Below are 20,792 nucleotides of genomic sequence, written 5' to 3' on the forward strand. Positions count from 1 at the left end.
CTCAGCCCGGACCGGGCCCACGCGGGCGGCCTGGCCGCGCTGCGGGCCGCCGGCGGGCGCATCGCCTCGGCGGAGGCCGGCGACCGGACCGTACGCGGCGCCGCCCTGGTCGTCGACGGCATCGTCGGCATCGGCGGCAAGGGCGGCCTGCGCCCGGACGCGGAGGCGCTGGTGAAGGCCGCGAGGTCCGGGCGGGCCCTGATCGTCTCCGTGGACCTGCCCAGCGGCGTCGACGCGAACAGCGGCGAGGTGCGGGGGACGGCGGTGCGGGCGGACGCGACGGTCACCTTCGGCGCGTACAAACCCGGCCTGCTCATCGACCCGGCGCGCGAGCACACGGGCGCGCTGCGCCTGATCGACATCGGGCTGGAGCCCTTCCTGCCGCGCCGCCCCGACGCGGAGGCGCTCCAGCACGCGGACGTCGGCGCGCTGCTGCCGCGGCCGCAGGCGGAGAGCGACAAGTACCGGCGCGGTGTGGTGGGCGTGGTGGCCGGTTCGGCCCGCTACCCCGGCGCGGCGCTCCTGGCCGTGGCGGGCGCCCTGCACGGCGGCGCGGGCGCGGTCCGCTACGCCGGCCCCGCGGCGGACGCGGTCGTCTCCCGCTTCCCCGAGACCCTGGTCACCACGGGCCCGCCGGCGAAGGCCGGGCGGGTACAGGCGTGGGTCGTGGGCCCGGGCGTCGGCGACGACGCGGCGGCCCGGCGGGCCCTGGACGACGTCCTGGCCTCCGACGTACCGGTCCTGGTCGACGCGGACGGCCTGCGCCTGCTGACGGCCGAGACGCTACGGGCCCGCGACGCCGAGACCGTCCTGACCCCGCACGCCGGCGAGGCCGCCGCACTGCTGGGTGCCTCCCGCGCCCACGTGGAGGCGACCCGCCTGACATCGGCGCGCGAACTGGCGGAACGGTACGGCGTGACGGCCCTGCTGAAGGGCTCCACGACGGTCGTCGCCTCCGGCCACCGCGCGGTGCGCGTCAACCCGACGGGAACACCGTGGCTGGCGACGGCGGGCAGCGGCGACGTCCTGTCGGGCCTGACGGGCTCACTGCTGGCAGCGGGCCTGACGGGCCGCGACGCGGCATCGGTGGGCGCGTACCTGCACGGCCTGGCGGCCCGGTCCCTGGGAGCGGCACCCCTGACGGCGATGGGGGTGGCGGATGCGCTGCGGGGGGTCTGGGGGGAGGTGGGGGCCAGGTGATCGGCGTCCGACGGAGGGAAACCACAGCGGGCGCGGGTGTGGGCCCGTCATGCTGTCGACGGGACGAGCGGAGGAGGGCCGACGCGATGACCGACACCGACGACCGTGCCGAACAGGCGGAGCGGGTAAGCCTGCTGCTGCGTGAGTGGAACGGCTACGACCCCACGCCGGAGGAGGAGGCGCGTCTGGATGCCGAGCTGGACCGACGCCTGGCCGAAGCAACGCGCTGAGCCTCAGCCTGCCTTGCCCTGCTCGTAGGCGGCGACCTTCATCCGGGCGAGGTCGAGGAGCTCGCTGTCCATCGCCGTGAGCTCGGCTTCCCCTGTCGTGCGGCCGTCCGCCCATTCGGCGTTGGCGAACACGACCGACCGTACGGTCATGACGCGCCGGAGCACCCCGGCCCCGCCCGGCCGCAGCGGGGGAAGGTCCGAGCCGGGCGGCGGGTCCAGGGAGACGACCTGGTACCGGACCGGCGACATCGTCGCCATACCCATCACCGTGGCCGCGTCCTCGACCTTCCGGAAGCTCATGACGGTGACACTGATCCTGGCCTTCTTCGCGGAGTCCACGTAGAGCGCCGCCGTGGAACGCAGGCAGCCCCGCGACTGGTCGAGCAGCGCGGCGAGCTCCTCGCTGACGACGCGCGAGCAGTCCGTCGTGGTGGCCGTGTCCACCCGGCGGTACTCCTGGCCGGAGCGGCCCTTCACCACAGCGTCGGGGAACGCTCGTTCTCCTGTAATCACCGGGCGGGCGAGCAGCGAGGGGAGCGCGGCCGGGGCGTCCGGCGGGAGGGAGGCGGTGATGGCGGGGGCCGCGTCGCTCGGGTGGGCGGCGGCGGGGGCCGCGTCCTTGGCGTCCTTGGCCTGGTCCCTGTCGTGGGCCTTGCCGCCGATCGGCAGGAGGACGAGCACGGCGGTCACGGCGGCGGCCAGGGCGGGGACGGCTATGGCTGTGCGCAGGTAGTTCTTGCGGTTGGCCGACGGCTGAACCTGACGGGGCTCCGGCGCGGCAGCGGGCTGCGGAGTGTTGTCGCGGACGAACCGCTCCCAGACGTCGTCGGGGACGGCAGGGCGTTCGGGCTGCTCAGGCATGGTGCGGACCTTCGGGACGGCGCGGCCGTGGAAGGTCGTCCCTTTGTGCCGCTCTCGATCAGAGAGGGGAATTATGCATCCGGGGGGCGGATGGTCAGGTGGGTGCCCTCGGGGAGCGCTTCGCCGTGCAGGACCGGGCCGGCGTGGACGACATCGATTCTGATCGGCCCGAGGGGGCGCAAGTGCGCCAGGTCCAGAGGTTCCGTCAGCTCGGTATGGCCGGCGAAAAGGAACTCCCGGAGGCCGGGATAGACCTTCGGCACGTACGGCAGTCCGTCGAGATTCGCCGGCCTGCTCAGCATCAGCCGCTCCACCCGGGGCATCGGCCGCGCGAATTTCAGCGCCGCGAGGTTCTCCATGCGGGTGGCCAGTTCTCTGAGCCGGGGAACGGTCTCCAGGGCGAGGTCCCGGAAATCGAAGCCGAGGCAGTTGAGATAGACGCTTTCGAGGCACGGGTGATGGTTCATCCTCGGAAGCCAACGGGCGTTCAGATCGCCGCCCAGGTTCAGATGGGTGATCCCCTGCGGCAACGGCACCTCCCACGGCCGGTCGACCGAGGTGATGAGCAGCGCCTTCAGTGCGGGCGTGTCCAGATCCGCCAGATCACCCGCCTCGAACGCGCCCTGAATCCGCACCCGCGGCCGCCCGCCCATCTCCTTGAGCGCGGTGACGTGCTCCCGTGACTTCAGTACGAAGTCCAGCGTCCCCTCCCCCACGTCCTCGTAGGCAAGCCGGCCGATCACCGCCTCCGCGTACCGCTTCGTATCGAACCGGTCCCACGCCCACGCCAGCTGCGCCCGCACCCGCAGGGAGGGATGGGCGACGTACCGCGACAGCAGCGGGATCGCCTTCTCGTCCGCCACCGTCGTCGCCGCGACGACCACCGCGTGCGCCACCTCCTCCGGCAGCCCCTCCGGGCCCGGGAGCAGGTCCAGGACCACGTGGCCCGCCGCCGCCAGCTCCTTCGCCGCTTCGAGGTCGCGCGGCGGTACGAGTTCGCCCGCGGCCTTCTCGACCCGGGTGCGTACCTCCCAGTCGACCTCCGTGGCGTGTTCGAGGCAGGCCGCGGCCAGCAGGTGCAGGCGGGCCCGGTGGGTCTCCTCCCGGTCGCCGCGCGCCAGCAGCAGGCGCAGCAGTTCCGCGCGGGCCCGCGGCGGGGCGTGGCCGACCGCCATGCGCAGGACGTCGTCCCACTGGTCGTCATGGGCGTGGGCGACCAGGACGTCGAAGTCCCAGTCCTCCACGGCGGCCTGTGCGCCCAGGTAGTCCTGGAAGGTGCGGTGGATGAAATCGAGGGTCTCGCTGGTCGGCCGGCGCAGCAGGCCGCTGCGCAGGACGAGGTGGCGGAGGATCTCCTCCGCGCTGCCGCGCGCCGCGACGGACGGCATGGCGGGCAGGGCCCGTTCGAGGATCTCGACGGCCTTGTGCCACTCGATCACGGAGCGGCCGTTGCGGATCAGCCAGTAGGCGATCTTCTGCAACAACGCGATCTGCTGGGCCTGTTCGAGCTCCGGCCCGTCCTGGCCCATGACGATCTCGCGCTCGCGGTCACGTCGTACGAGCAGCAGTTCGAGCGCGGCGCGGTAGAGCTCCATCCGCCCGTGCGGCAGGTAGCCGTGCCGGGAGCGGTTGAGGGCGCAGATCAGCGCGCACATCAGCGGGTTGGTGGCCAGCATGCCGAGGTCGCGCTTGGTGACGACGGCGGTGGTGAGGGAGTCGCGGAAGGCGCGCAGCCGCTCGTTCTCGCGCTGCCCGGCCGCCGTGTGCCAGCGGTCGATGAAGGCCGTGACGTCACCGCGGCTCATGGGGAGCAGTTCCAGCTCGGTGAAGTCGGAGTCGGCCAGCCAGCCCTCCCGTACGGCGGAGGGGCGGGTGGTGATGACGTACCGGGCCTCCGGATAGGCGGCGAGCAGGTCCTTGACCCAGGTCAGGGTCCGGCGCCGGTCGGCCTCGGGAACCTCGTCCACACCGTCGATCAGCAGCAGCGCCGTGCCCTCGGTCAGCCTGCGGGTGGCCCAGCCCTGGGCGGCGGGCAGGCCGGAGAGCGGGCCCGCGGCGGCGGCCAGGAATTCCTCCGGCTGCGGGAGCTCACCCCGCCGGATGAGCGTCCGCAACGGCAGCGTCAGCGGCATGCAGCCGCTCAGGTGGCCGAGGCCGGGCGGCAGGTCGCCGCGCGCGGTGATCGTGGCGAGCCATTGCAGCAGCGTGGTCTTGCCCGAGCCGGCCGCCCCGCGCAGCAGGACGCGGCGCTGCCCGGCGAGTGCCTCCTCCGCGCGCTTCGGTGACGCCACGGAGCCGCCGGACCCCTCGCCGGAAGGGAGCCCGAAGGTGTCCGCGGACATCCGCCGCGCGGCCTCCGCGCCGGTCAGCTCCAGGCTGAGGTAGGCGGCGTCGAGCGGCCAGGTCTCGCCCTCGCCGTCGGAGAGCGTCAGGCCGATGATCGTCAGTTCGCCGGACTTCTCGACGATGTAGTCGCGCAGCCTGCGCTCGAACGCCTCGATCTCCAGCTGCCGGGGCGAGGCGAGCGACCGGGACTCCGGTTTGTGGCCCGCCAGCAGGCAGTCGCTGAGGAAGGTGAAGTCCGACCAGAGCGTCGCCGAGGGCGTCACCGTGAGCCGCCCGTGCCGCCACCCGTTCGGGTCGGCACAGACCACGCCCGCGAGGAGACCGTCCACGAAGACGGCCGCACCGGACATGCCCGCCCACGGCGAGCCCCCGCCGGAAGGCGGTGCGGGCGCGCCGCAGTCGCTGTCGAGGACGTGCCGGCCGCTGAGCAGATTGCTGCCCGGCTTGAGGGAGCCCGTCACCTGCTCGGTGTCGAGCTCGCCGGCGGCGTCGCGCTGGACGTGCGGGTAGCCGATGGCCTGCGCGCCGGGCCAGACCCGCAGGTCGTACGCGCGGCCCCAGACCACCGGCTCGAAGGCGGCCGCCGTCTCCTCGTCGACGAGGTCCCGCTCGGCGACGAGCAGCGCCGCGTCGCACCGCCGGTTGTCGTCCCGCGCCCACACCACCCGGCAGCGCACCTGCCCGACGCCACCTGGCACGATCACCCGGGGGGTGTCGCAGTCGCCGATCACGTGCGCGGCGGTCAGAACGAGATTCGGTGCGAGGAGGTAGCCGCTTCCCTGACTCCGCCCGAATACGGCCGCAATGCGTTCCTTAGCCGGGTGCACGACCCGCCCCCTTCGCCTCTTTCCGCCCTGCTGTGGCGCGTAATTGACGATACGACAGATGGGACGGGGCGTCCGGAGGATGGGCCGCTCGGCGCACCGCTCCACCAGCTCGTCGACGACGGGCCGCGCCGTCGGCGAGCCGGGGTCGATCCCCGCCGCCCTCGCCGCGGTGGTCACCCTGGGCGTCGATCGCCCGGTGACGCGAGGGGCGGAGCACGCCACAGGCCGCCGCCACCGCGTTTCTTTCGGATCATCCGATTCGTTGATCCGGGCGTGTCATTGAGCGATGCCCCATGGGGAGGATCGACAGCCGGGTGGTGGCGATGCCCCATGGCGCGGCCGGCGACCGTCACCCGCGCTCGGTTCATCAGCTCCCTCCCTGCCCTGTCTGCGCCCCGAGGGCGCGTGAACGGAGAGCCCCCGTGCGAATGACTGACATCCAGCGTTGCGAGGTCCGGCCCGGCCGTCTCGTGGAATGGACGCTGCATCCGGCGACCGTCGAGGCGGCGACCGGTCTGCCGGAGGATCCCCGGCCGCCCGCGTACGTACAGGAGGCCCACATCCGAACGGCTCGTTCGGTACGCGAGGACGGTCTGTCCGTACCGACCTGGACCGGCACGGCGTTCGACATCCCGGGGCAGGTCGATCTCGATGCCCTCCAGGGCGCGCTGCACGCCTGGACGCTCCGGCACGAGACGCTGCGCAGCGGCTTCCGCTGGGTCGGCGACGAGATGCGGCGCTTCACGCTGGACGCCGACGCCGTCGCGCTGCACCGCGAGGACGTGGGCGAATTCTCCGACGCGGCGGTGCTCACCCGGTACTTGCAGGACCGCTTCGACGTCGCGGCGGACGCGCTCACCTGGCCGAACTTCGTCTTCAGCGCGGTCGTCAGGGCGGACGGCGCGAGTGTCTACATGGTCTTCGACCACAGCAATGTCGACGCGTACTCGCTCTACCGCATCGCCGCCGAGATCCACGGACTCTACGCGTCCGCCCTCGAAGGCCGTGCCGTGGAGGCGCCGCCGGTCGCCAGCTACGTCGACTTCTGTGCGATCGAGCGCACGAACGCCGATCAGATCGACGACACGCACGCGATCGTCGGGCGCTGGCGGGAGTTCGTCACCCGCTGCGACGGAAAGCTGCCGAACTTCCCCGTCGATCTGGGCCTCGACCCCGAAGCGCCGCTGCCCACGCAGAAGTTCATGCGGGAGATGCTCGTGGACGACACGGACGCGGCAGCCTTCGAGGCGCACTGCCGCCCGTACGGCGGGAGCCTGATCGGCGTCCTCGCGGCCACCGCCCTCATCGTCCGCGAGATCGGCGGGCAGCGGGTGTACCGCACCGTCGTGCCGTTCCACACCCGGGTGAAGTCCCAGTGGTCGGACTCGGTGGGCTGGTACGTGGGCGGCGCGCCGATCGAGATCCCGGTGGACCGGGCGACGGACTTCGACAGTGCGCTGGAACTGGTCCGTGCCGCCGTGCGGAAGAACAAGCCGCTGTCACGGATGCCCATCGCCCGGGTCCTGCGCCTGCTGGGCTCCGACTTCCGGCCCACGTCCCCGGACCTGTACTCGATCGTCTCGTTCATCGACGCGCGAGACGTCCCCGGATCGGAGCGGTGGCAGGACCTGAAGGCGTACGCGCTGATCCGGGTCTCCTACGGCGACCAGGTGTGCGCGTGGGTCACCCGGCTCCCCGACGGCCTGCAGTTCGCCGCCCGCTATCCGGACACCGAGGCCGCGTACAAGAACATGCGGCTGTACGTCGAGCATCTGCGGGAACTCATCGTCTCGGTGACGCGCGGCGCGGCCGTGCGCGCGTAGTCACGGACGTTTCCGAAAGGTCTCTCCTGCTGTCGCGCCCGTCACCCGTGCGGCCGGTGCCCCCGTGCGGAAGGCACCGACCGCTGATCGACTGGGTGGACACCGATGCCCACCGCGGACGGAGCTGCTATGGCGATCATCGTCGAGCTGAACATGACCGGAGCCACTCAGGCCCAGTACGAGCAGGTCGCGAACAAGGTGAGCAACGGGCGTGGCCTGGTCAAGAACCGCTCGGACTGGCCAGTGCCTGGTGTCATCGCACACGTTGCCGGACAGGGAGAGAACGGCTGGTTCGTCGTGGATGTCTGGGAGTCCGAGGAAGCATGGCAGCGATTCGCGGAAATCATGCTCCCGTACGCCCAAGAGGCCGGAATTCCGGAGTTCACGCCCAGGGTGTACCCGGCCTTCAATGTCGTGACCGAGTAGCGAGCGAACGACTCGGCCGGCGCGGGTGGGTCATCGAACGTCAGGCATGCCGACCCACTCCGCTCTGCAGCAGATCCACGATGGCGACCGTGCCCGGAAGTCCGGCCGCGCCTCTTCCGCTGTCTGCGGCCGGGAAGGGCGCTGTTCCGCCCTCCCGCAGCTCGAACCAGATCTGCTTGCCGACCAGGTCCAGGCCGTCCCACACCCACGTCACGCCCGACGCGTGCGCGATGCGGCGTACGAGCGACAGGCCGCGGCCGTCCCCCTCCCCCGCTCCGGCTCTGCGGGGCCACGGCGGGCGGGTCGGGTCGTCGTCGCGTACGGCGACGGTCACGCTCCCCGGCAGGACGGTCAGCTCGACGGTGAGCTCCGGCACCCGCGCCTGCCGCACGACGTTGGCCACGGCGTCGGACACACAGATCCGGGCCTCCTCGATCAGCACGCGGCGGTTCGCGGCGGCGAGTGCGGCGGTGACGAAGTCGCGGGCGAGCCGGGCCGTGGTGGGCGCTGTCGGGGCGACCAGGCGGTAGGTCTCGGGACGGGGCGGCGCGACGGTCGCGCAGCTGATCGCGGTCATCGGCCCGCCGCCCGTGCCCCGCGAGCGATCAGGTTGATCCCGTGCGCCCCTGCGACGAGGCGGTACGGGCTCGGCTCCGCCGGAGGCGGTGTCGCGGCCTCCGGCCCCGCGTCCCAGCGGCGGAAAAGAGCTCTCGCCCGGACGGTCAGGCGGCGGATAGGGTCTCGCATGTCGGCGCTCCTCTGAAGCGTTGGCCACGCCCCCGGGCCGTTCACGCGGTCGCGGGGGTCCTCACTGACCATCACAGGGTGCCGACACCTCAAGGCCGGAACTATCAGACGTCGCTGATACCCGTGGCCCGAGGTGCACCGGGCGTCATATCCGCAGCCAGGACCCGAAGTTGGCAAACGAATCCGGCATCCGGCGCCGCGCCGACTCCAGCCCCGCATACGTCTCCCGTACCGTCGGGTGGTAGCGCGTCTGCTGCGGTGCCAGCTTGCGTGCCTTCCGCAAACTCTGGAACGCGGCGTCCGTGCGGCCGGTCCACATCTGGGCGCGGGCCACCTCGGAGCAGTGATGCGCCAGCCGCGACGGGGGCCAGCTCTCGGGGATCGGCGTCTCGTCCGCGACCCTCAGGGCCTCCGGATACCGGTCCAGCTCGGCGAGGACGCTCACGCGGTGGACGCCGACGTTGGTCGGCCCGAACGAGAGCCAGTGCACCTTCTCCGCCGGTCCCGTCCGCTCCGCCAGCCGCCGCGCCTCGTCGAGGTGGCCCTCGGCGGTGTCCTCGTCCTTGTCACGGCCCGCCAGCACTGCGGCACCCAGGTGGAGCTGCCCGGTGACCACGTCGCGCACCCGGCCCGCGTCCGCCTGCTCCAGAGTGGACATCCCCAGCCGTACGAGCCGCTCGCCCGTCCGGTAGTCACCGGCGCGCAGATAGGCCAGGGCCCGCAGGTACTGCCGCATTCCCGCCAGCAGCGGGTCCGAGGCGCGCTGGGCTGCCCAGTCCAGCCGGTCCAGCGCGACCGTGCAGAGGTCGAAGAAGCCGAGCTTGGTCGTCACGTCGTAGGCGGTGCGATACGTGCTGGCCAGCAGGCGCCAGTGGCGTCCGTCGGCGGCGAGGTGGGCAGCCGTCGTCGCCTCGTGGATCAGACCGGGCAGACCGGCGGCGACCTGCTTGATGTTCGTCGCGCGCACCAGGGCGCACAGCCTCTCGGCGTGCGCCTCCAACTCGTCGACCGGGCGCGGCACCACGTCCGGGTCGGGGCCCAGGTCGTAGATGTTCAGCGCCTCGCGGATCGGCTGGATCAGCCCGTCCAGTTGGTCATGGCGCAGCTCGTCGAGGTACGGCTGCCCGGTCAACTCGGTAACGGGCACGGAGAGCGCACGCGCCAGCGCTCCGATCACCGACGGGCTCGCCGGCAGAATGCCCTGCTCCATCTTCGTCAGCGTGCTGTACGAGACATGCGACAGGTCGGCCAATTCGCGCTGTGTCAGCCGGCGCGCCTTGCGCGCGTGCGCGACCCGCGCGCCGGTGTGTTCGCCGAAATACGGGGGCATACTGTGCTCCGTTCTGACTCGACACCAGAACGGTACCCCTGCCCTCTGACAGGGGAACGACGAACGGTCCCCGTGGAGTTGGGGGCCGTTCTCCTGTCGGCCAGGACCGGAGCAGGTCACCCCGCGGGCCTCTCCGCGATCACCACCGCCGACACCGTGATCCGCGATCCGCGATCCGTGATCCGTGATCCGTGATCCGTGATCCGTGATCCGTGATCATTCAGAGGAGCCACGCGCACCGGCGCCACTCCTAAGCCCCGTCAGCGGCGAGGGAGGTCACCGGTGAGGTAGTGCTGGACCACGGGTCCGACGCAGGCGACGAGGTGTTCGGTGTCGGCTCTGACCAAGGGGGCGATGCCCAGGATGTGGCGGGCGCTGGCCAGTCCGAGGAGGTGGCTGGCCACCAGGGAGACGCGCAGGTGGGGCTGGTCGTGGCCGGAGGCGGCGACGATGGGCCCGATCATCTCCGCGGTGAAGAAGTCACCGAGGGCGTCGGAGGCCTCGCTGTCGCTGAAGACCGAGCGGATCATGGCCGCGAGTGGGGCGCGGAATACGGGGTCCTGCCACAGGCCCAGGAACAGGCGCACCAGATGTTCGCCCAGGTCGGCGGAGTCGGTGCGCACCAAGGCGGCGATCTTGTCGCGTACGTGCAGCGGCAGTCGCAGGGTGGCGGCGAACAGGTTGCGCTTGCTGCCGAAGTGATGAATCACCAGGGCCGGGTTGACCCCCGCTTCGGCGGCGATGGCGCGCACGGTGGTGGAGGCGTAGGTGCCCTGGGCGAACTGCCGTCGGGCGGCCTCAAGGATGCGGTCGCGGGCGGGGCTCTGCCCGGTACGGCTTCCCGCCGGCCGGCCCGGGCGTCGCGGTTGCGGGGCTGGGGGGATGGGATCGCTCACCCGTCGAGCCTATCGAAATTAAACACGCGTTGCATTTCGATGACCGCCGTTCCTACGCTGATCCCGCCCCGTCGCCGCCCTGGTGGGGGGCGTGGCGGAGCGGCGCCCGTGCGCGGGCGCCCCGGACAAGGCGGTGGGCCCGATGTGGGCAATGATCCTCAAAGAGTTCCTGGAGCTGCGGCGCGACAGGCGGACGATGGCGATGATCATCGTGCTGCCGCTGGCGCTGCTGGTGGTCTTCGGGTACGCGGCGAACTTCCGGGGCGACGACGTGCCCACTCGCGTCTACGGACCTCGGGCGAAGACGGTGGCCGCGCAGTTGAAGGCGCCGTTCGACGTGGCAAAGGTCGATCCGAAGGGCACGCGGGACCAGGCACGTGACGCGCTGCGTGCGCAGGACGCGGGGGCGGTGGTGCTCACCGACGCCACGGGCAGGACGTCGACGGTGCTGATCGACGGGTCGGACCAGTTCGCCGCCCAGGCCGCCGCCTCCGCGTCCCTGGCCTCCGGGGGCGCGCTCGAGCCGGAGGTGCTGTTCAACCCTGAGCTGAAGACGTCGTGGGTGATGGTGCCCGCCCTGGTCGGGATGATCATGGCGTTCATCGGGACGATCATCACCGCGATCGGGCTGGTCCGCGAACGCCAGGCCGGGACGCTGGAGCAGCTGGCGGTGATGCCGTTCAAGGCGTCCGACGTGATCGTGGGCAAGATCGCCCCGTACTTCGTGCTCGCGGCCGTGGACATGCTGCTGGTGACGGTGCTGGGCTGCCTGCTGTTCGGGGTGCCGTTCGCCGGGAACGTGGCCGTGCTGGCGCTGGGGGCCGTGCTGTTCCTGTTCACCGTGCTGGGGATCGGCGTGCTGATCTCCTCGGTGTCCCAGAACCAGGGTCAGGCCATGCAGATGGCGCTGCTGACGCTGATGCCGCAGATCCTGCTGTCCGGGATGATCTTCCCGCTGGCCTCGATGGCGGCCGGGGTGCGGTGGATCGGCTACCTGTTCCCGCTGACGTACTTCAACATGATCTCCAAGGGTGTCATGCTCCGTGACGCACCCCTGAGCTCTCTGACCCTGCCGCTCGGCGTCCTGGCCGGCATGTCGGTCCTGGTGTTCTCCGCCGCCGTGCTGCGCTTCCGCCGCGATCTGGCCCCCACCGCCCCCAAGACCCCCGGCCGCAAGGCCGTCCCCACCGGGAGCGCCCGATGAACACCGCTCCCACCAGCACTCCCGCCTCCGATGGGCAGGGCTGGGGCGCTTTCGGCGTCACCGTCGCCTACGGCGCCACCACCGCCCTGGACCACGTCACCTTGGCCACGGTCCCCGGGCAGGTCGCCGCCGTCGTCGGTGGAGACGGCGCAGGCAAGACCACCTTGCTGCGGGCCCTCGTCGGCCGGGTCCGCCCTGCCACCGGAAACGTCAGCGCGCCCGCCCCCGTCGACTGCGGTTTCATGCCCACCGGCGCCTCCGGCGTCTGGCAGGACCTCACCGTCGCCGAGAACCTCTCCTTCGTCGCCGCCGCCCACCACCTGACCGGCCCGGACCTCGTCCAGCGCCGCGACCGGCTTCTCACCGCGGCGGGACTGGACCGGGCCACCGACCGGCTCGCCGGCGCCCTGTCCGGCGGCATGCGGCAGAAACTCGCCTTCTGCCTGGCCATCCTCCACCGCCCCCGCCTGCTCGTCCTGGACGAGCCCAGCACCGGCGTCGACCCCGTCTCCCGCGTCGACCTATGGCGGCTGATCTCCCGGGCCGCCGCCGACGGCGCCGCCGTCGTCATGGCCACCACCTATCTCGACGAAGCCGAACGCGCCTCCACCTGCCTGGTCCTGGACCGCGGCCGCGCCCTCGCCTCCGGCACCCCCGCCGACGTCCTCGCCCACGCCCCCGGCACCCTGACCACCGGCGACGGCCCCGCCGGCCCACGCGAGCTGTCCTGGCGGCGCGGCCGGGCCACCCGCTCCTGGCACCCCGGCCCCGCCCGGCCCGGCGAGGAGCCGATCCGCGCGGACATGGAGGACACCGTCATCACCCTCACCCTCGCCGCCCAGCAGCAGGAGTCCTGACATGAGTGACGTTCTCATCAGCGCCGACCGTGTCACCAAGCGCTACGGCGCCTTCTCGGCCGTCGACACCGTCTCCATGGCTGTGCGCCCGGGAGAGATCGTCGGCCTGCTCGGCGCCAACGGCGCCGGCAAGACCACCCTCATCCGCATCCTCCTGGGCCTGACCGTCCCCACCGAAGGCGCTGTCGCAGCTTTCGGCCGCACCCCCGACCGCACCACCCGCGGCCGCCTCGGCTACGTCCCCCAGGGGCTGGGGCTGTGGCAGACCCTCACCGTCGCGGAGAACATCTCCTTCGCCTCCGCCGCCTTCGAGGCCGGGCCTCCCGTCCTCGAACCCGCTCTGGCGGCGGTCGAGCACCGCTTCGTCGGCGAGATCGGCCTCGGCCTGCAACGCCGGCTCGCCTTCACCATCGCCCTCGCCCACCACCCCGAACTCCTCGTCCTGGACGAACCCACCTCCGGCGTCGACCCCCTCTCCCGAGCCCGCCTGTGGGACGCCGTCCACGACCAGGCCGAGCACGGTACCGGCGTCCTGGTCACCACCCACTACATGCAAGAAGCCCAACAGTGCGACCGGCTCGTCCTCATGTCCCACGGACACGCCGTCGCCGCCGGAACCGAAGCCGACATCATCGGCGGCACCACCGCCTGCGAAGTCGAAACCCCCCACTGGGCCGACGCCTTCGCCGCCCTCGACGCCGCCGGACTCCCCGTCACCCTCAACGGCCGCCGCGTCCGACTCGCCGACACCCCGCCCGACACCGTCCGCACCGCCCTGACCACCGCCGGCATCACCGCCGAGGTCCACGAAGTCCCCGCCACCCTCGAAGAGAAGATGACCGTCATCGACCGCCGGCCCACACCCGGCTGAGCCACACCGCCAACAGGCCAGGACAGCGGGAGCGTTGGCTACAGCAGATGGACGACACCACCCGGTGGATGATCGATCACGTCGAGATGTACGCCGGCAGCCGGCTGCGGCCTCGGCGCCGAGCCCATCGCGCCGTAGACCCATCGGATGCGATGCCGTCCCGAAGACCCAGGACGCGTCGGTTCCCGGCCTCCCGCCTCCCGGGCCCGCGCGGCCCCTCACGACAGGGCCGCACTTCCCGCCCCGTCACTACTTCTCCGCGATCACCACCGCGGACGCGACCCCCGCGTCATGGCTCAGCGAGATGTGCCACGACGTCACCCCCAGCGCCTCCGCGCGAGCGGCCACCGTGCCGGTGACCACCAGCCGCGGCTGGCCGCTGTCCTCCGTCGTGACCTCCGCGTCCGTCCACAGCAAGCCGGCCGGTGCCCCCAGGGCCTTGGCGAGAGCCTCCTTCGCGGCGAAGCGGGCCGCCAGGGACGCGATCCCGCGCCGCTCGCCGTTCGGCAAATACAGCTCGCGCGAGACGAACAAGCGGTCCGCCATGCCCGGCGTCCGCCGAAGCGCCGCGTCGAAACGGTCGATCTCGGCCACGTCGATACCCACTCCGACGATCATTCGACGGTCACCGACTTGGCGAGGTTGCGCGGCTGGTCGACCTCGTTGCCGCGGGCGGTCGCCAGCTCGCAGGCGAAGACCTGCAACGGCACGGTGGCCACCAGGGGTTGCAGGAGCACCGGGGTCGCCGGGATCTCGATGAGGTGGTCGGCGTACGGGCGTACCGCCTCGTCGCCGCGCTCGGCGATCACGATGGTGCGCGCGCCCCGGGCCCGGATCTCCTGGATGTTGGAGACGATCTTGTCGTGGAGCACGGACCGGCCGCGCGGGGACGGCACGACCACCACGACCGGCAGGTCCTGCTCGATCAGCGCGATCGGCCCGTGCTTGAGCTCGCCGGCGGCGAAGCCCTCGGCGTGCATGTAGGCGAGCTCCTTGAGCTTGAGGGCGCCCTCCAGGGCCACCGGGTAGCCCACGTGCCGGCCCAGGAAGAGCACGGTGTTCTTGTCGGCGAGGGACCGGGCCAGCTCGCGCACCGGCTCCATGGTTTCCAGCACCTCCTCCACCTGCGTGGCGATCTCGGACAGCTCGTGGATGACCGAGACGACCTCGTCGCCCCACTTGGTGCCGCGCACCTGGCCGAGGTAGAGGGCGACCAGGTAGCAGGCCACGAGCTGGGTCAGGAACGCCTTGGTCGAGGCGACGGCGACCTCCGGGCCGGCGTGCGTGTAGAGCACGGCGTCGGACTCGCGGGGGATCGTCGAGCCGTTCGTATTGCAGATGGCCAGGACCTTCGCGCCCTGCTCGCGCGCGTGCCGCAGTGCCATCAGCGTGTCCATGGTCTCGCCGGACTGACTGATGGCGATCACCAGCGTGCGCTGGTCGAGGATCGGGTCGCGGTAGCGGAACTCGCTGGCCAGCTCGGTCTCGCAGGGGATGCGGGTCCAGTGCTCGATCGCGTACTTGGCGATCATGCCGGCGTGGTACGCCGTGCCGCAGGCCACGATGACGACCTTGTCGACCTCGCGGAGCACGGAGGCGGGGATCCGCACCTCGTCCAGGGAGAGCGCGCCCGCCACGTCGATGCGGCCCAGGAGCGTGTCCGCGACGGCCTTCGGCTGCTCGGCGATCTCCTTGAGCATGAAGTAGTCGTAGCCGCCCTTCTCCGCCGCCGACGCGTCCCAGTCGACGTGGTACGCCCGTACCTCCGCGGGCGCGCCGTCGAAGTCCGTGACGGTCACGCCGTCGCGGCGCAGCTCGACGACCTGGTCCTGGCCGAGCTCGATGGCGTCGCGGGTGTGGGCGATGAACGCGGCGACGTCGGAGGCGAGGAAGGACTCGCCGTCCCCGACGCCGACGACGAGCGGGGAGTTGCGGCGGGCGCCGACGACGACGTCGGGCTCGTCGGCGTGGACGGCGACCAGCGTGAACGCGCCCTCCAGGCGGCGGCACACCTGGCGCATGGACTCGGCGAGGTCGCCGCAGGAGGAGAAGGACTCGGCCAGCAGGTGGGCGACGACCTCGGTGTCGGTCTCCGAGCCGAGGAGGTGGCCGCGTTCCGCCAGCTCCGCGCGCAGCAGCGCGAAGTTCTCGATGATGCCGTTGTGGACCACCGCGACGCGGCCGGCGTTGTCGAGGTGGGGGTGGGCGTTGGCGTCCGTCGGACCGCCGTGGGTGGCCCAGCGGGTGTGGCCGATGCCCGTGGGGCCGGACGGCAGCGGCCGGTCGGAGAGCTCTTTCTCCAGGTTGGCGAGCTTGCCCGCCTTCCTGGCGGCGGCCAGACCGCCGTCGGCCAGCACCGCGACCCCGGCCGAGTCATAGCCGCGGTACTCCAGGCGCCGGAGCCCTGCCAATACGACGTCGAGGGCGCACTGCCCTCCCACATAGCCAACGATTCCGCACATGCGCAGCAGCGTACGGCTCGGGCCCGTGCGAAGGTGCCACCAATGGCGCAACGCCCCCGACCGGATTCGCCGGCCGCGCCGAACGCCTAGCGGCCGCGTTCGATGCGGTCGATCGCCTCCTGGACGAGTTCGAGGTACTCGACCTCCTCGCAGCGCGGCTTGCTGCCGAGCTCGTAGCGGTCCAGGCAGTCGTCGAGGTCCTGGCCGAGGTCCTCGTCGGGCAGCTCGGCGCTCAGCTCGCCGCACACCTGCGCGGCGAAGTCCGGTGGCACGGCGGTACGGCCGCGGACCCGGCCGCGGACGGCGCCGACGCGGTCGGCGGGCCCGGCGGGGCCCGTGCGGCGATCACGGGGGTCATGACAGACGAGCCTGCGTACGGCGGCCCGTACGGAGTGGATGACCAACACGGCGGTCCCTAGCGTGGTGCGGTGGTCTGGAGGCAGGGACGGTAGTACTGACCGGCCAGTAGGTACAGAGTCACCGCCGAACTTCACCGTCCGGAGCCGCGAGGGCCACACTCTGGAACCGCACGAGTCACACAAACCCCATGAGAACACCCTCATCCGGCACCCGGAAGTGAGCCGCGCACGCCACCCGCGCACAATGGGCCCGTGCCGACCACCTCAGAGCAGCCGCAGCACCGCCGCCGCGCAGACTCCTCCCCCTTCGTGGATCTCACCCGCGCGGAGTGGAGCGCCCTGCGGGAGAACACCCCGCTGCCACTGACGGCCGAGGAGGTCGAGCGTCTGCGCGGGCTCGGCGACGTGATCGACCTGGACGAGGTACGGGACGTCTATCTGCCGCTCTCCCGCCTGCTCAACCTCTACGTCGGCGCGACCAGCCGGCTGCGCGGCACCCTGAACACCTTCCTCGGCGAGGCCGGCGACCGCGGCCACGGATCGCAGCCGGGCACACCGTTCGTCATAGGCGTGGCCGGCAGCGTCGCGGTCGGCAAGTCGACCACGGCCCGCCTGCTCCAGGCGCTGCTGGCCCGCTGGCCCGAGCACCCGCGCGTCGAGCTGGTCACCACGGACGGCTTCCTGCTGCCCAACGCCGAGCTCCACCGCCGGGGACTGATGTCGCGGAAAGGTTTCCCCGAGTCCTACGACCGGCGCGCCCTGACCCGCTTCGTCGCCGACGTGAAGGCCGGCAAGGACGAGGTCTCCGCGCCCGTCTACTCCCACCTGATCTACGACATCGTGCCCGGCGAGCGACTGACCGTGCACCGCCCGGACATCCTGATCATCGAGGGCCTGAACGTCCTCCAGCCGGCCCTCCCCGGCAGCGACGGCCGCACCCGCCTCGGGCTCGCCGACTTCTTCGACTTCAGCGTCTACGTGGACGCGCGCACCGAGGACATCGAGCGCTGGTACTACGAGCGGTTCAAGAAGCTGCGCCTGACCGCCTTCCAGGACCCGCACTCGTTCTTCCGCCGCTACACCCAGGTCTCCGAGGACGAGTCGCTGGACTACGCCCGCCGGAACTGGCGCACCATCAACAAGCCCAATCTGCTGGAGAATGTGGCCCCCACGCGCGGCCGGTCGAACCTGATCCTGCGCAAGGGGTCCGACCACAAGGTGCAGCGCCTGTCGCTGCGCAAGCTCTGATACGCCGTCAGGACGGATACACCGCCCATGCTCCATCTGCGGATGATCACTCCCGCCGACCGCACCGACGAGGTCGTCGCCCTCGTGGAGAGCACGGTGGGCGCCACGCACCTGGCCGTACTCACCGGAGCCGCGCGCAGCCCGCAGGGCGACATCGTGCTGTGCGACGTGGCGCGCGAGGCCGCCGACGAGCTGCTGGAGCGGCTGAGGGCGGTGGGCGTGCCGGAGTGGGGCGCGGTCTCCGTCGACGACGTGGACCTGACGCTGTCGCGGCGGGCGGACATCGCCGAGAACGACGCTCCGGGCGAGGGCGCGGACGCGATCGTCTGGGAGTCGCTGGTCGGGGAGACGCACGAGGAGTCGACACTGACCGTCACGTTCATGGCGTTCCTGACGGTCGCGACGATGCTCGCCGCGTGCGGCGTGATCATCGACAGCGCCATCCTCATCGTGGGCGCGATGGCGGTGGGCCCGGAGTTCGGCCCGTTGGCCGGGCTCTGCACGGCGATCGTGCGGCGCGCGCCCCGGCTGGCGTGGCGCTCGACGGTCGCGCTGCTGGTGGGCTTCCCCGTGGCGATGGCCCTGACCGGCGGCTTCAGCCTGCTGATGGACTGGCTGGGCCTCTTCCACGAGGCGAGGTTCCTCGCGCCGCGGCCGCAGACGGCGTTCATCTGGCAGCCGGACGCCTTCTCGTTCATCGTGGCGTTCCTCGCGGGCGTCGCCGGGATCCTCTCCCTGACCTCGGCGAAGTCGGGGGCCCTGATCGGCGTCGCGATCTCGGTGACGACGGTACCGGCGGCGGCGAACGCGGCTGTCGCCTTGTCCTACGGCAACTGGTCGGAGACCCGCGGGTCGGCGGTGCAGCTGGCCCTGAACCTGCTGGGCATCGTCGTGGCGGGAACGGTGACGCTCCTGGCCCAGAAGTGGTTCTGGGCCAGGCAGCGACGCTTGACAGCCCGTCCGGCGATGGAGGACCGGGGCCCGGGGCTGAGCCCCGGAAACCCTTAACCCAGTGCCGACTTCACCACGTCGGCCAGCCGCTGCGCGACCGCCCGAGCCTGCTCGATGTCCGCGGCCTCGACCATGACGCGCACCAGCGGCTCCGTACCGGACGACCGCAGCAGCACCCGCCCCGTGGAGCCCAGCTCGCTCTCCGCGGCCGTGACGGCGGCGGTGAGCTCGGGCGAGGACGTCACCCGGGACTTGTCGACGTCGCGGACGTTGATGAGGACCTGCGGCAGGCGCTCCATGACGCCCACCAGGTCGGCCAGGGGCCGGCCCGTGGCGGCGACGCGCGCGGCCAGCATCAGGCCGGTCAGGGTGCCGTCGCCGGTGGTGGCGTGGTCGAGGACGATGACGTGGCCCGACTGCTCGCCGCCCAGGGCGAAGCCGTGCGCCTTCATCTCCTCCAGCACATAGCGGTCGCCGACCGCGGTCTGGACCAGCTCGACGCCCTCGCGCTCCATGGCCAGCTTGAAGCCCAGGTTGGACATCACGGTGGCGACGACGGTGTTCTTGCGCAGCGAGCCGGCCTCGCGCATCGCGAGCGCGAGGACGGCCAGGATCTGGTCGCCGTCGACCTCCTCGCCCTTGGCGTCCACGGCCAGGCAGCGGTCGGCGTCGCCGTCGTGGGCGACACCGAGGTCGGCGCCGTGCTCGACGACGGCGGCGCGCAGCTTGTCCAGGTGGGTGGAGCCGCACTCGTGGTTGATGTTGAGGCCGTCGGGCTCGGTGCCGATGGTGATGACCTCGGCGCCGGCGCGGGCGAACGCCTCGGGGGAGACGCGGGCGGCGGCGCCGTGGGCGCCGTCGATGACGACCTTGAGGCCGTCGAGGCGGTTGGGCAGGACGCCGATCAGGTGCGCGACGTAGTTGTCGAAGCCCTGGTCGTACTCGCGGACGCGGCCGACGCCGGCGCCGGTGGGACGGTCCCAGGGCTCACCGGAGGCGTGGGACCGGTAGGTGCGCTCGATCCGGTCCTCCAGCTCGTCGGCGAGCTTGTGGCCGCCGCGGGCGAAGAACTTGACACCGTTGTCCGGCATGGCGTTGTGGCTGGCGGAGAGCATCACGCCGAGGTCCGCGCCGAGCGCACCGGTCAGGTAGGCGACGGCCGGCGTGGGCAGCACGCCCACCCGCAGCACGTCCACGCCCGCGCTGGCGAGCCCGGCCACCACGGCGGCCTCCAGGAACTCCCCGGACGCGCGCGGATCTCGGCCGACCACGGCCACGGGGCGGTGGCCCTCGAACGTACCCGCCTCGGCGAGTACGTGCGCCGCGGCGACCGACAGGCCGAGCGCCAGCTCAGCCGTCAGATCGGCGTTGGCGACACCGCGCACGCCGTCCGTACCGAAGAGTCGTCCCACTGGTGTCCTCCGAAAAACGCGGTACGGGGCCCGTGAGCGGCCCCCGCACATCAAGGTGTCGAGTCCGGGACCGGAGCGTTGAATCCAGGTACGTCCAGGTATACGCCCCGTGCCGCCGATAGCCGAACGCCCCGGCGGGCACGGATCGTGCCGCCGGGGCGTTCGAGCAGAAGCAGCGAAGCCGAGGCTTAGCGCTTGCTGTACTGCGGGGCCTTGCGGGCCTTCTTGAGACCGGCCTTCTTGCGCTCGACCGCACGGTCGTCGCGGCTCAGGAAGCCGGCCTTCTTCAGCGGGCCGCGGTTGTTGTCCTCGTCCGCCTCGTTCAGCGCACGGGCCACGCCGAGGCGCAGGGCGCCGGCCTGGCCGGACACGCCGCCACCCGCGATGCGGGCGATGACGTCGTAGCGGTTGTCGAGCTCGAGCACCTTGAAGGGCTCGTTGACTTCCTGCTGGTGCACCTTGTTGGGGAAGTACTCCTCAAGGGTGCGACCGTTGATCTTCCACTGGCCGGTGCCGGGAACGATCCGGACGCGGGCAATGGCGTTCTTGCGACGACCCAGGCCGGCGGCCGGCTGGGGGTCACCGAAACGGGACGCGAGCGACTCGGAGGTGTACTCCGACTCGACGACCTCGGTCTCGGTGGTGTACTCCTCGACGCCAGCCTCATCTTCGACGACGGGGGTCTCGGCGGTGGTCTCAGCCACGATTCTCCTCAGATACTTTCTGTCTGGTTCGGCGGTGG

General features: G+C 71.8%; 19 protein-coding genes. 9 read left to right on the forward strand and 10 right to left on the reverse strand.

Annotated elements, in window-relative coordinates; genetic code table 11:
• Together J7E86_RS02730 and J7E86_RS02735 are read left to right on the forward strand one after the other, a co-directional pair.
• Positions 1-1,200: NAD(P)H-hydrate dehydratase (locus J7E86_RS02730; protein ID WP_215079378.1), on the forward strand; the 1,200-nt coding region annotated here is incomplete at its 5' end.
• Positions 1,201-1,286: 86 nt separating this feature from the next.
• Positions 1,287-1,430: a hypothetical protein gene (locus tag J7E86_RS02735; protein WP_215079380.1), complete on the forward strand. Its 144-nt coding sequence runs from the start codon at positions 1,287-1,289 to the stop codon at positions 1,428-1,430.
• Positions 1,431-1,433: 3 nt separating this feature from the next.
• On the opposite strand, the gene J7E86_RS02740 is transcribed toward J7E86_RS02735, so the two are convergent.
• The gene (locus J7E86_RS02740; protein WP_215079382.1) at positions 1,434-2,291 is read right to left on the reverse strand and encodes a hypothetical protein; all 858 of its coding nucleotides are present in this window, start codon (positions 2,289-2,291) and stop codon (positions 1,434-1,436) included.
• A gap of 71 nt (positions 2,292-2,362) precedes the next feature.
• Complete coding sequence (locus tag J7E86_RS02745) at positions 2,363-5,641, reverse strand: serine protease (protein ID WP_215079383.1); 3,279 nt, start codon at positions 5,639-5,641, stop codon at positions 2,363-2,365.
• Between the two features lie 251 nt (positions 5,642-5,892).
• Between J7E86_RS02745 and J7E86_RS02750 the strand changes: the two genes are divergently transcribed.
• Together J7E86_RS02750 and J7E86_RS02755 are read left to right on the forward strand one after the other, a co-directional pair.
• Entirely contained in the window at positions 5,893-7,287 is a 1,395-nt protein-coding gene (locus tag J7E86_RS02750; protein ID WP_215079385.1) for a condensation domain-containing protein, read from the forward strand.
• A gap of 129 nt (positions 7,288-7,416) precedes the next feature.
• Entirely contained in the window at positions 7,417-7,713 is a 297-nt protein-coding gene (locus tag J7E86_RS02755; RefSeq protein WP_215079387.1) for a hypothetical protein, read from the forward strand.
• Positions 7,714-7,753: 40 nt separating this feature from the next.
• Here the strand turns inward: J7E86_RS02755 and J7E86_RS02760 are convergent, their stop codons facing one another.
• The 3 genes from J7E86_RS02760 to J7E86_RS31750 all read right to left on the reverse strand — a co-directional run bounded on the left by J7E86_RS02760 (position 7,754) and on the right by J7E86_RS31750 (position 10,686).
• A complete protein-coding gene (locus tag J7E86_RS02760; RefSeq protein ID WP_215079389.1) occupies positions 7,754-8,290 on the reverse strand; it encodes an ATP-binding protein in 537 nt (178 codons plus the stop codon).
• 315 nt (positions 8,291-8,605) lie between these two features.
• Positions 8,606-9,790 carry a helix-turn-helix domain-containing protein gene (locus J7E86_RS02765; protein ID WP_215079391.1) on the reverse strand — a complete coding sequence of 395 codons (1,185 nt, stop codon included), beginning with the start codon at positions 9,788-9,790 and terminating at the stop codon, positions 8,606-8,608.
• A gap of 260 nt (positions 9,791-10,050) precedes the next feature.
• The gene (locus tag J7E86_RS31750) at positions 10,051-10,686 is read right to left on the reverse strand and encodes a TetR family transcriptional regulator (protein WP_215079393.1); all 636 of its coding nucleotides are present in this window, start codon (positions 10,684-10,686) and stop codon (positions 10,051-10,053) included.
• A gap of 151 nt (positions 10,687-10,837) precedes the next feature.
• Here J7E86_RS31750 and J7E86_RS02775 point away from each other — a divergent pair, with 151 nt between their 5' ends.
• Genes J7E86_RS02775 through J7E86_RS02785 form a run of 3 tightly spaced genes read left to right on the forward strand, consistent with a single transcriptional unit; the run spans position 10,838 to position 13,618 of the window.
• On the forward strand, positions 10,838-11,890 hold the full coding sequence (locus J7E86_RS02775; RefSeq protein ID WP_215079395.1) for an ABC transporter permease: 1,053 nt from the start codon (positions 10,838-10,840) through the stop codon (positions 11,888-11,890).
• Positions 11,887-12,747 carry an ABC transporter ATP-binding protein gene (locus J7E86_RS02780; RefSeq protein WP_215079397.1) on the forward strand — a complete coding sequence of 287 codons (861 nt, stop codon included), beginning with the start codon at positions 11,887-11,889 and terminating at the stop codon, positions 12,745-12,747. The genes J7E86_RS02775 and J7E86_RS02780 overlap by 4 nt, the downstream gene beginning before the upstream one ends.
• A 1-nt stretch (position 12,748) precedes the next feature.
• The gene (locus J7E86_RS02785) at positions 12,749-13,618 is read left to right on the forward strand and encodes an ABC transporter ATP-binding protein (protein ID WP_215079399.1); all 870 of its coding nucleotides are present in this window, start codon (positions 12,749-12,751) and stop codon (positions 13,616-13,618) included.
• Positions 13,619-13,867: 249 nt separating this feature from the next.
• Here J7E86_RS02785 and J7E86_RS02790 read toward each other — a convergent pair whose 3' ends face one another.
• From J7E86_RS02790 to J7E86_RS02800, 3 genes are all read right to left on the reverse strand, one after another.
• Positions 13,868-14,236, reverse strand: coding sequence for a holo-ACP synthase (locus tag J7E86_RS02790; protein WP_215079401.1), 369 nt, complete (start codon positions 14,234-14,236; stop codon positions 13,868-13,870).
• Entirely contained in the window at positions 14,233-16,080 is a 1,848-nt protein-coding gene (gene glmS, locus J7E86_RS02795; protein ID WP_215079403.1) for a glutamine--fructose-6-phosphate transaminase (isomerizing), read from the reverse strand. Before glmS ends, J7E86_RS02790 begins: the two co-directional genes overlap by 4 nt.
• An 86-nt stretch (positions 16,081-16,166) precedes the next feature.
• Positions 16,167-16,487: a hypothetical protein gene (locus tag J7E86_RS02800; RefSeq protein WP_215079520.1), complete on the reverse strand. Its 321-nt coding sequence runs from the start codon at positions 16,485-16,487 to the stop codon at positions 16,167-16,169.
• A gap of 204 nt (positions 16,488-16,691) precedes the next feature.
• Here J7E86_RS02800 and coaA point away from each other — a divergent pair, with 204 nt between their 5' ends.
• Complete coding sequence (coaA, locus tag J7E86_RS02805) at positions 16,692-17,687, forward strand: type I pantothenate kinase (RefSeq protein ID WP_215079404.1); 996 nt, start codon at positions 16,692-16,694, stop codon at positions 17,685-17,687.
• A 27-nt stretch (positions 17,688-17,714) separates the two neighbouring features.
• Positions 17,715-18,695: a DUF389 domain-containing protein gene (locus J7E86_RS02810; protein WP_215079406.1), complete on the forward strand. Its 981-nt coding sequence runs from the start codon at positions 17,715-17,717 to the stop codon at positions 18,693-18,695.
• On the opposite strand, the gene glmM is transcribed toward J7E86_RS02810, so the two are convergent.
• Together glmM and rpsI are read right to left on the reverse strand one after the other, a co-directional pair.
• Positions 18,692-20,050 (reverse strand): phosphoglucosamine mutase, encoded by a 1,359-nt coding sequence (gene glmM, locus J7E86_RS02815; protein ID WP_215079408.1) that lies wholly within the window; start codon positions 20,048-20,050, stop codon positions 18,692-18,694. The genes J7E86_RS02810 and glmM overlap by 4 nt on opposite strands.
• Positions 20,051-20,238: 188 nt before the next feature.
• Entirely contained in the window at positions 20,239-20,754 is a 516-nt protein-coding gene (gene rpsI / locus J7E86_RS02820; RefSeq protein ID WP_215079410.1) for a 30S ribosomal protein S9, read from the reverse strand.
• Positions 20,755-20,792 lie beyond the last annotated feature (38 nt).

It is taken from the genome of Streptomyces sp. ISL-11, from assembly GCF_018614525.1.
Lineage (GTDB): Bacteria > Actinomycetota > Actinomycetes > Streptomycetales > Streptomycetaceae > Streptomyces.

What these genes read in the sequence shown, in the direction of transcription:
- J7E86_RS02735 (WP_215079380.1), top strand. Translation starts at nt 1,287, where the DNA reads ATGACCGACACCGACGACCGTGCCGAACAGGCGGAGCGGGTAAGCCTG.
- J7E86_RS02740 (WP_215079382.1), bottom strand. Translation starts at nt 2,291, where the DNA reads ATGCCTGAGCAGCCCGAACGCCCTGCCGTCCCCGACGACGTCTGGGAG.
- J7E86_RS02750 (WP_215079385.1), top strand. Translation starts at nt 5,893, where the DNA reads ATGACTGACATCCAGCGTTGCGAGGTCCGGCCCGGCCGTCTCGTGGAA.
- J7E86_RS02755 (WP_215079387.1), top strand. Translation starts at nt 7,417, where the DNA reads ATGGCGATCATCGTCGAGCTGAACATGACCGGAGCCACTCAGGCCCAG.
- J7E86_RS02760 (WP_215079389.1), bottom strand. Translation starts at nt 8,290, where the DNA reads ATGACCGCGATCAGCTGCGCGACCGTCGCGCCGCCCCGTCCCGAGACC.
- J7E86_RS02765 (WP_215079391.1), bottom strand. Translation starts at nt 9,790, where the DNA reads ATGCCCCCGTATTTCGGCGAACACACCGGCGCGCGGGTCGCGCACGCG.
- J7E86_RS02775 (WP_215079395.1), top strand. Translation starts at nt 10,838, where the DNA reads ATGATCCTCAAAGAGTTCCTGGAGCTGCGGCGCGACAGGCGGACGATG.
- J7E86_RS02780 (WP_215079397.1), top strand. Translation starts at nt 11,887, where the DNA reads ATGAACACCGCTCCCACCAGCACTCCCGCCTCCGATGGGCAGGGCTGG.
- J7E86_RS02785 (WP_215079399.1), top strand. Translation starts at nt 12,749, where the DNA reads ATGAGTGACGTTCTCATCAGCGCCGACCGTGTCACCAAGCGCTACGGC.
- J7E86_RS02790 (WP_215079401.1), bottom strand. Translation starts at nt 14,236, where the DNA reads ATGATCGTCGGAGTGGGTATCGACGTGGCCGAGATCGACCGTTTCGAC.
- glmS (WP_215079403.1), bottom strand. Translation starts at nt 16,080, where the DNA reads ATGTGCGGAATCGTTGGCTATGTGGGAGGGCAGTGCGCCCTCGACGTC.
- J7E86_RS02810 (WP_215079406.1), top strand. Translation starts at nt 17,715, where the DNA reads ATGCTCCATCTGCGGATGATCACTCCCGCCGACCGCACCGACGAGGTC.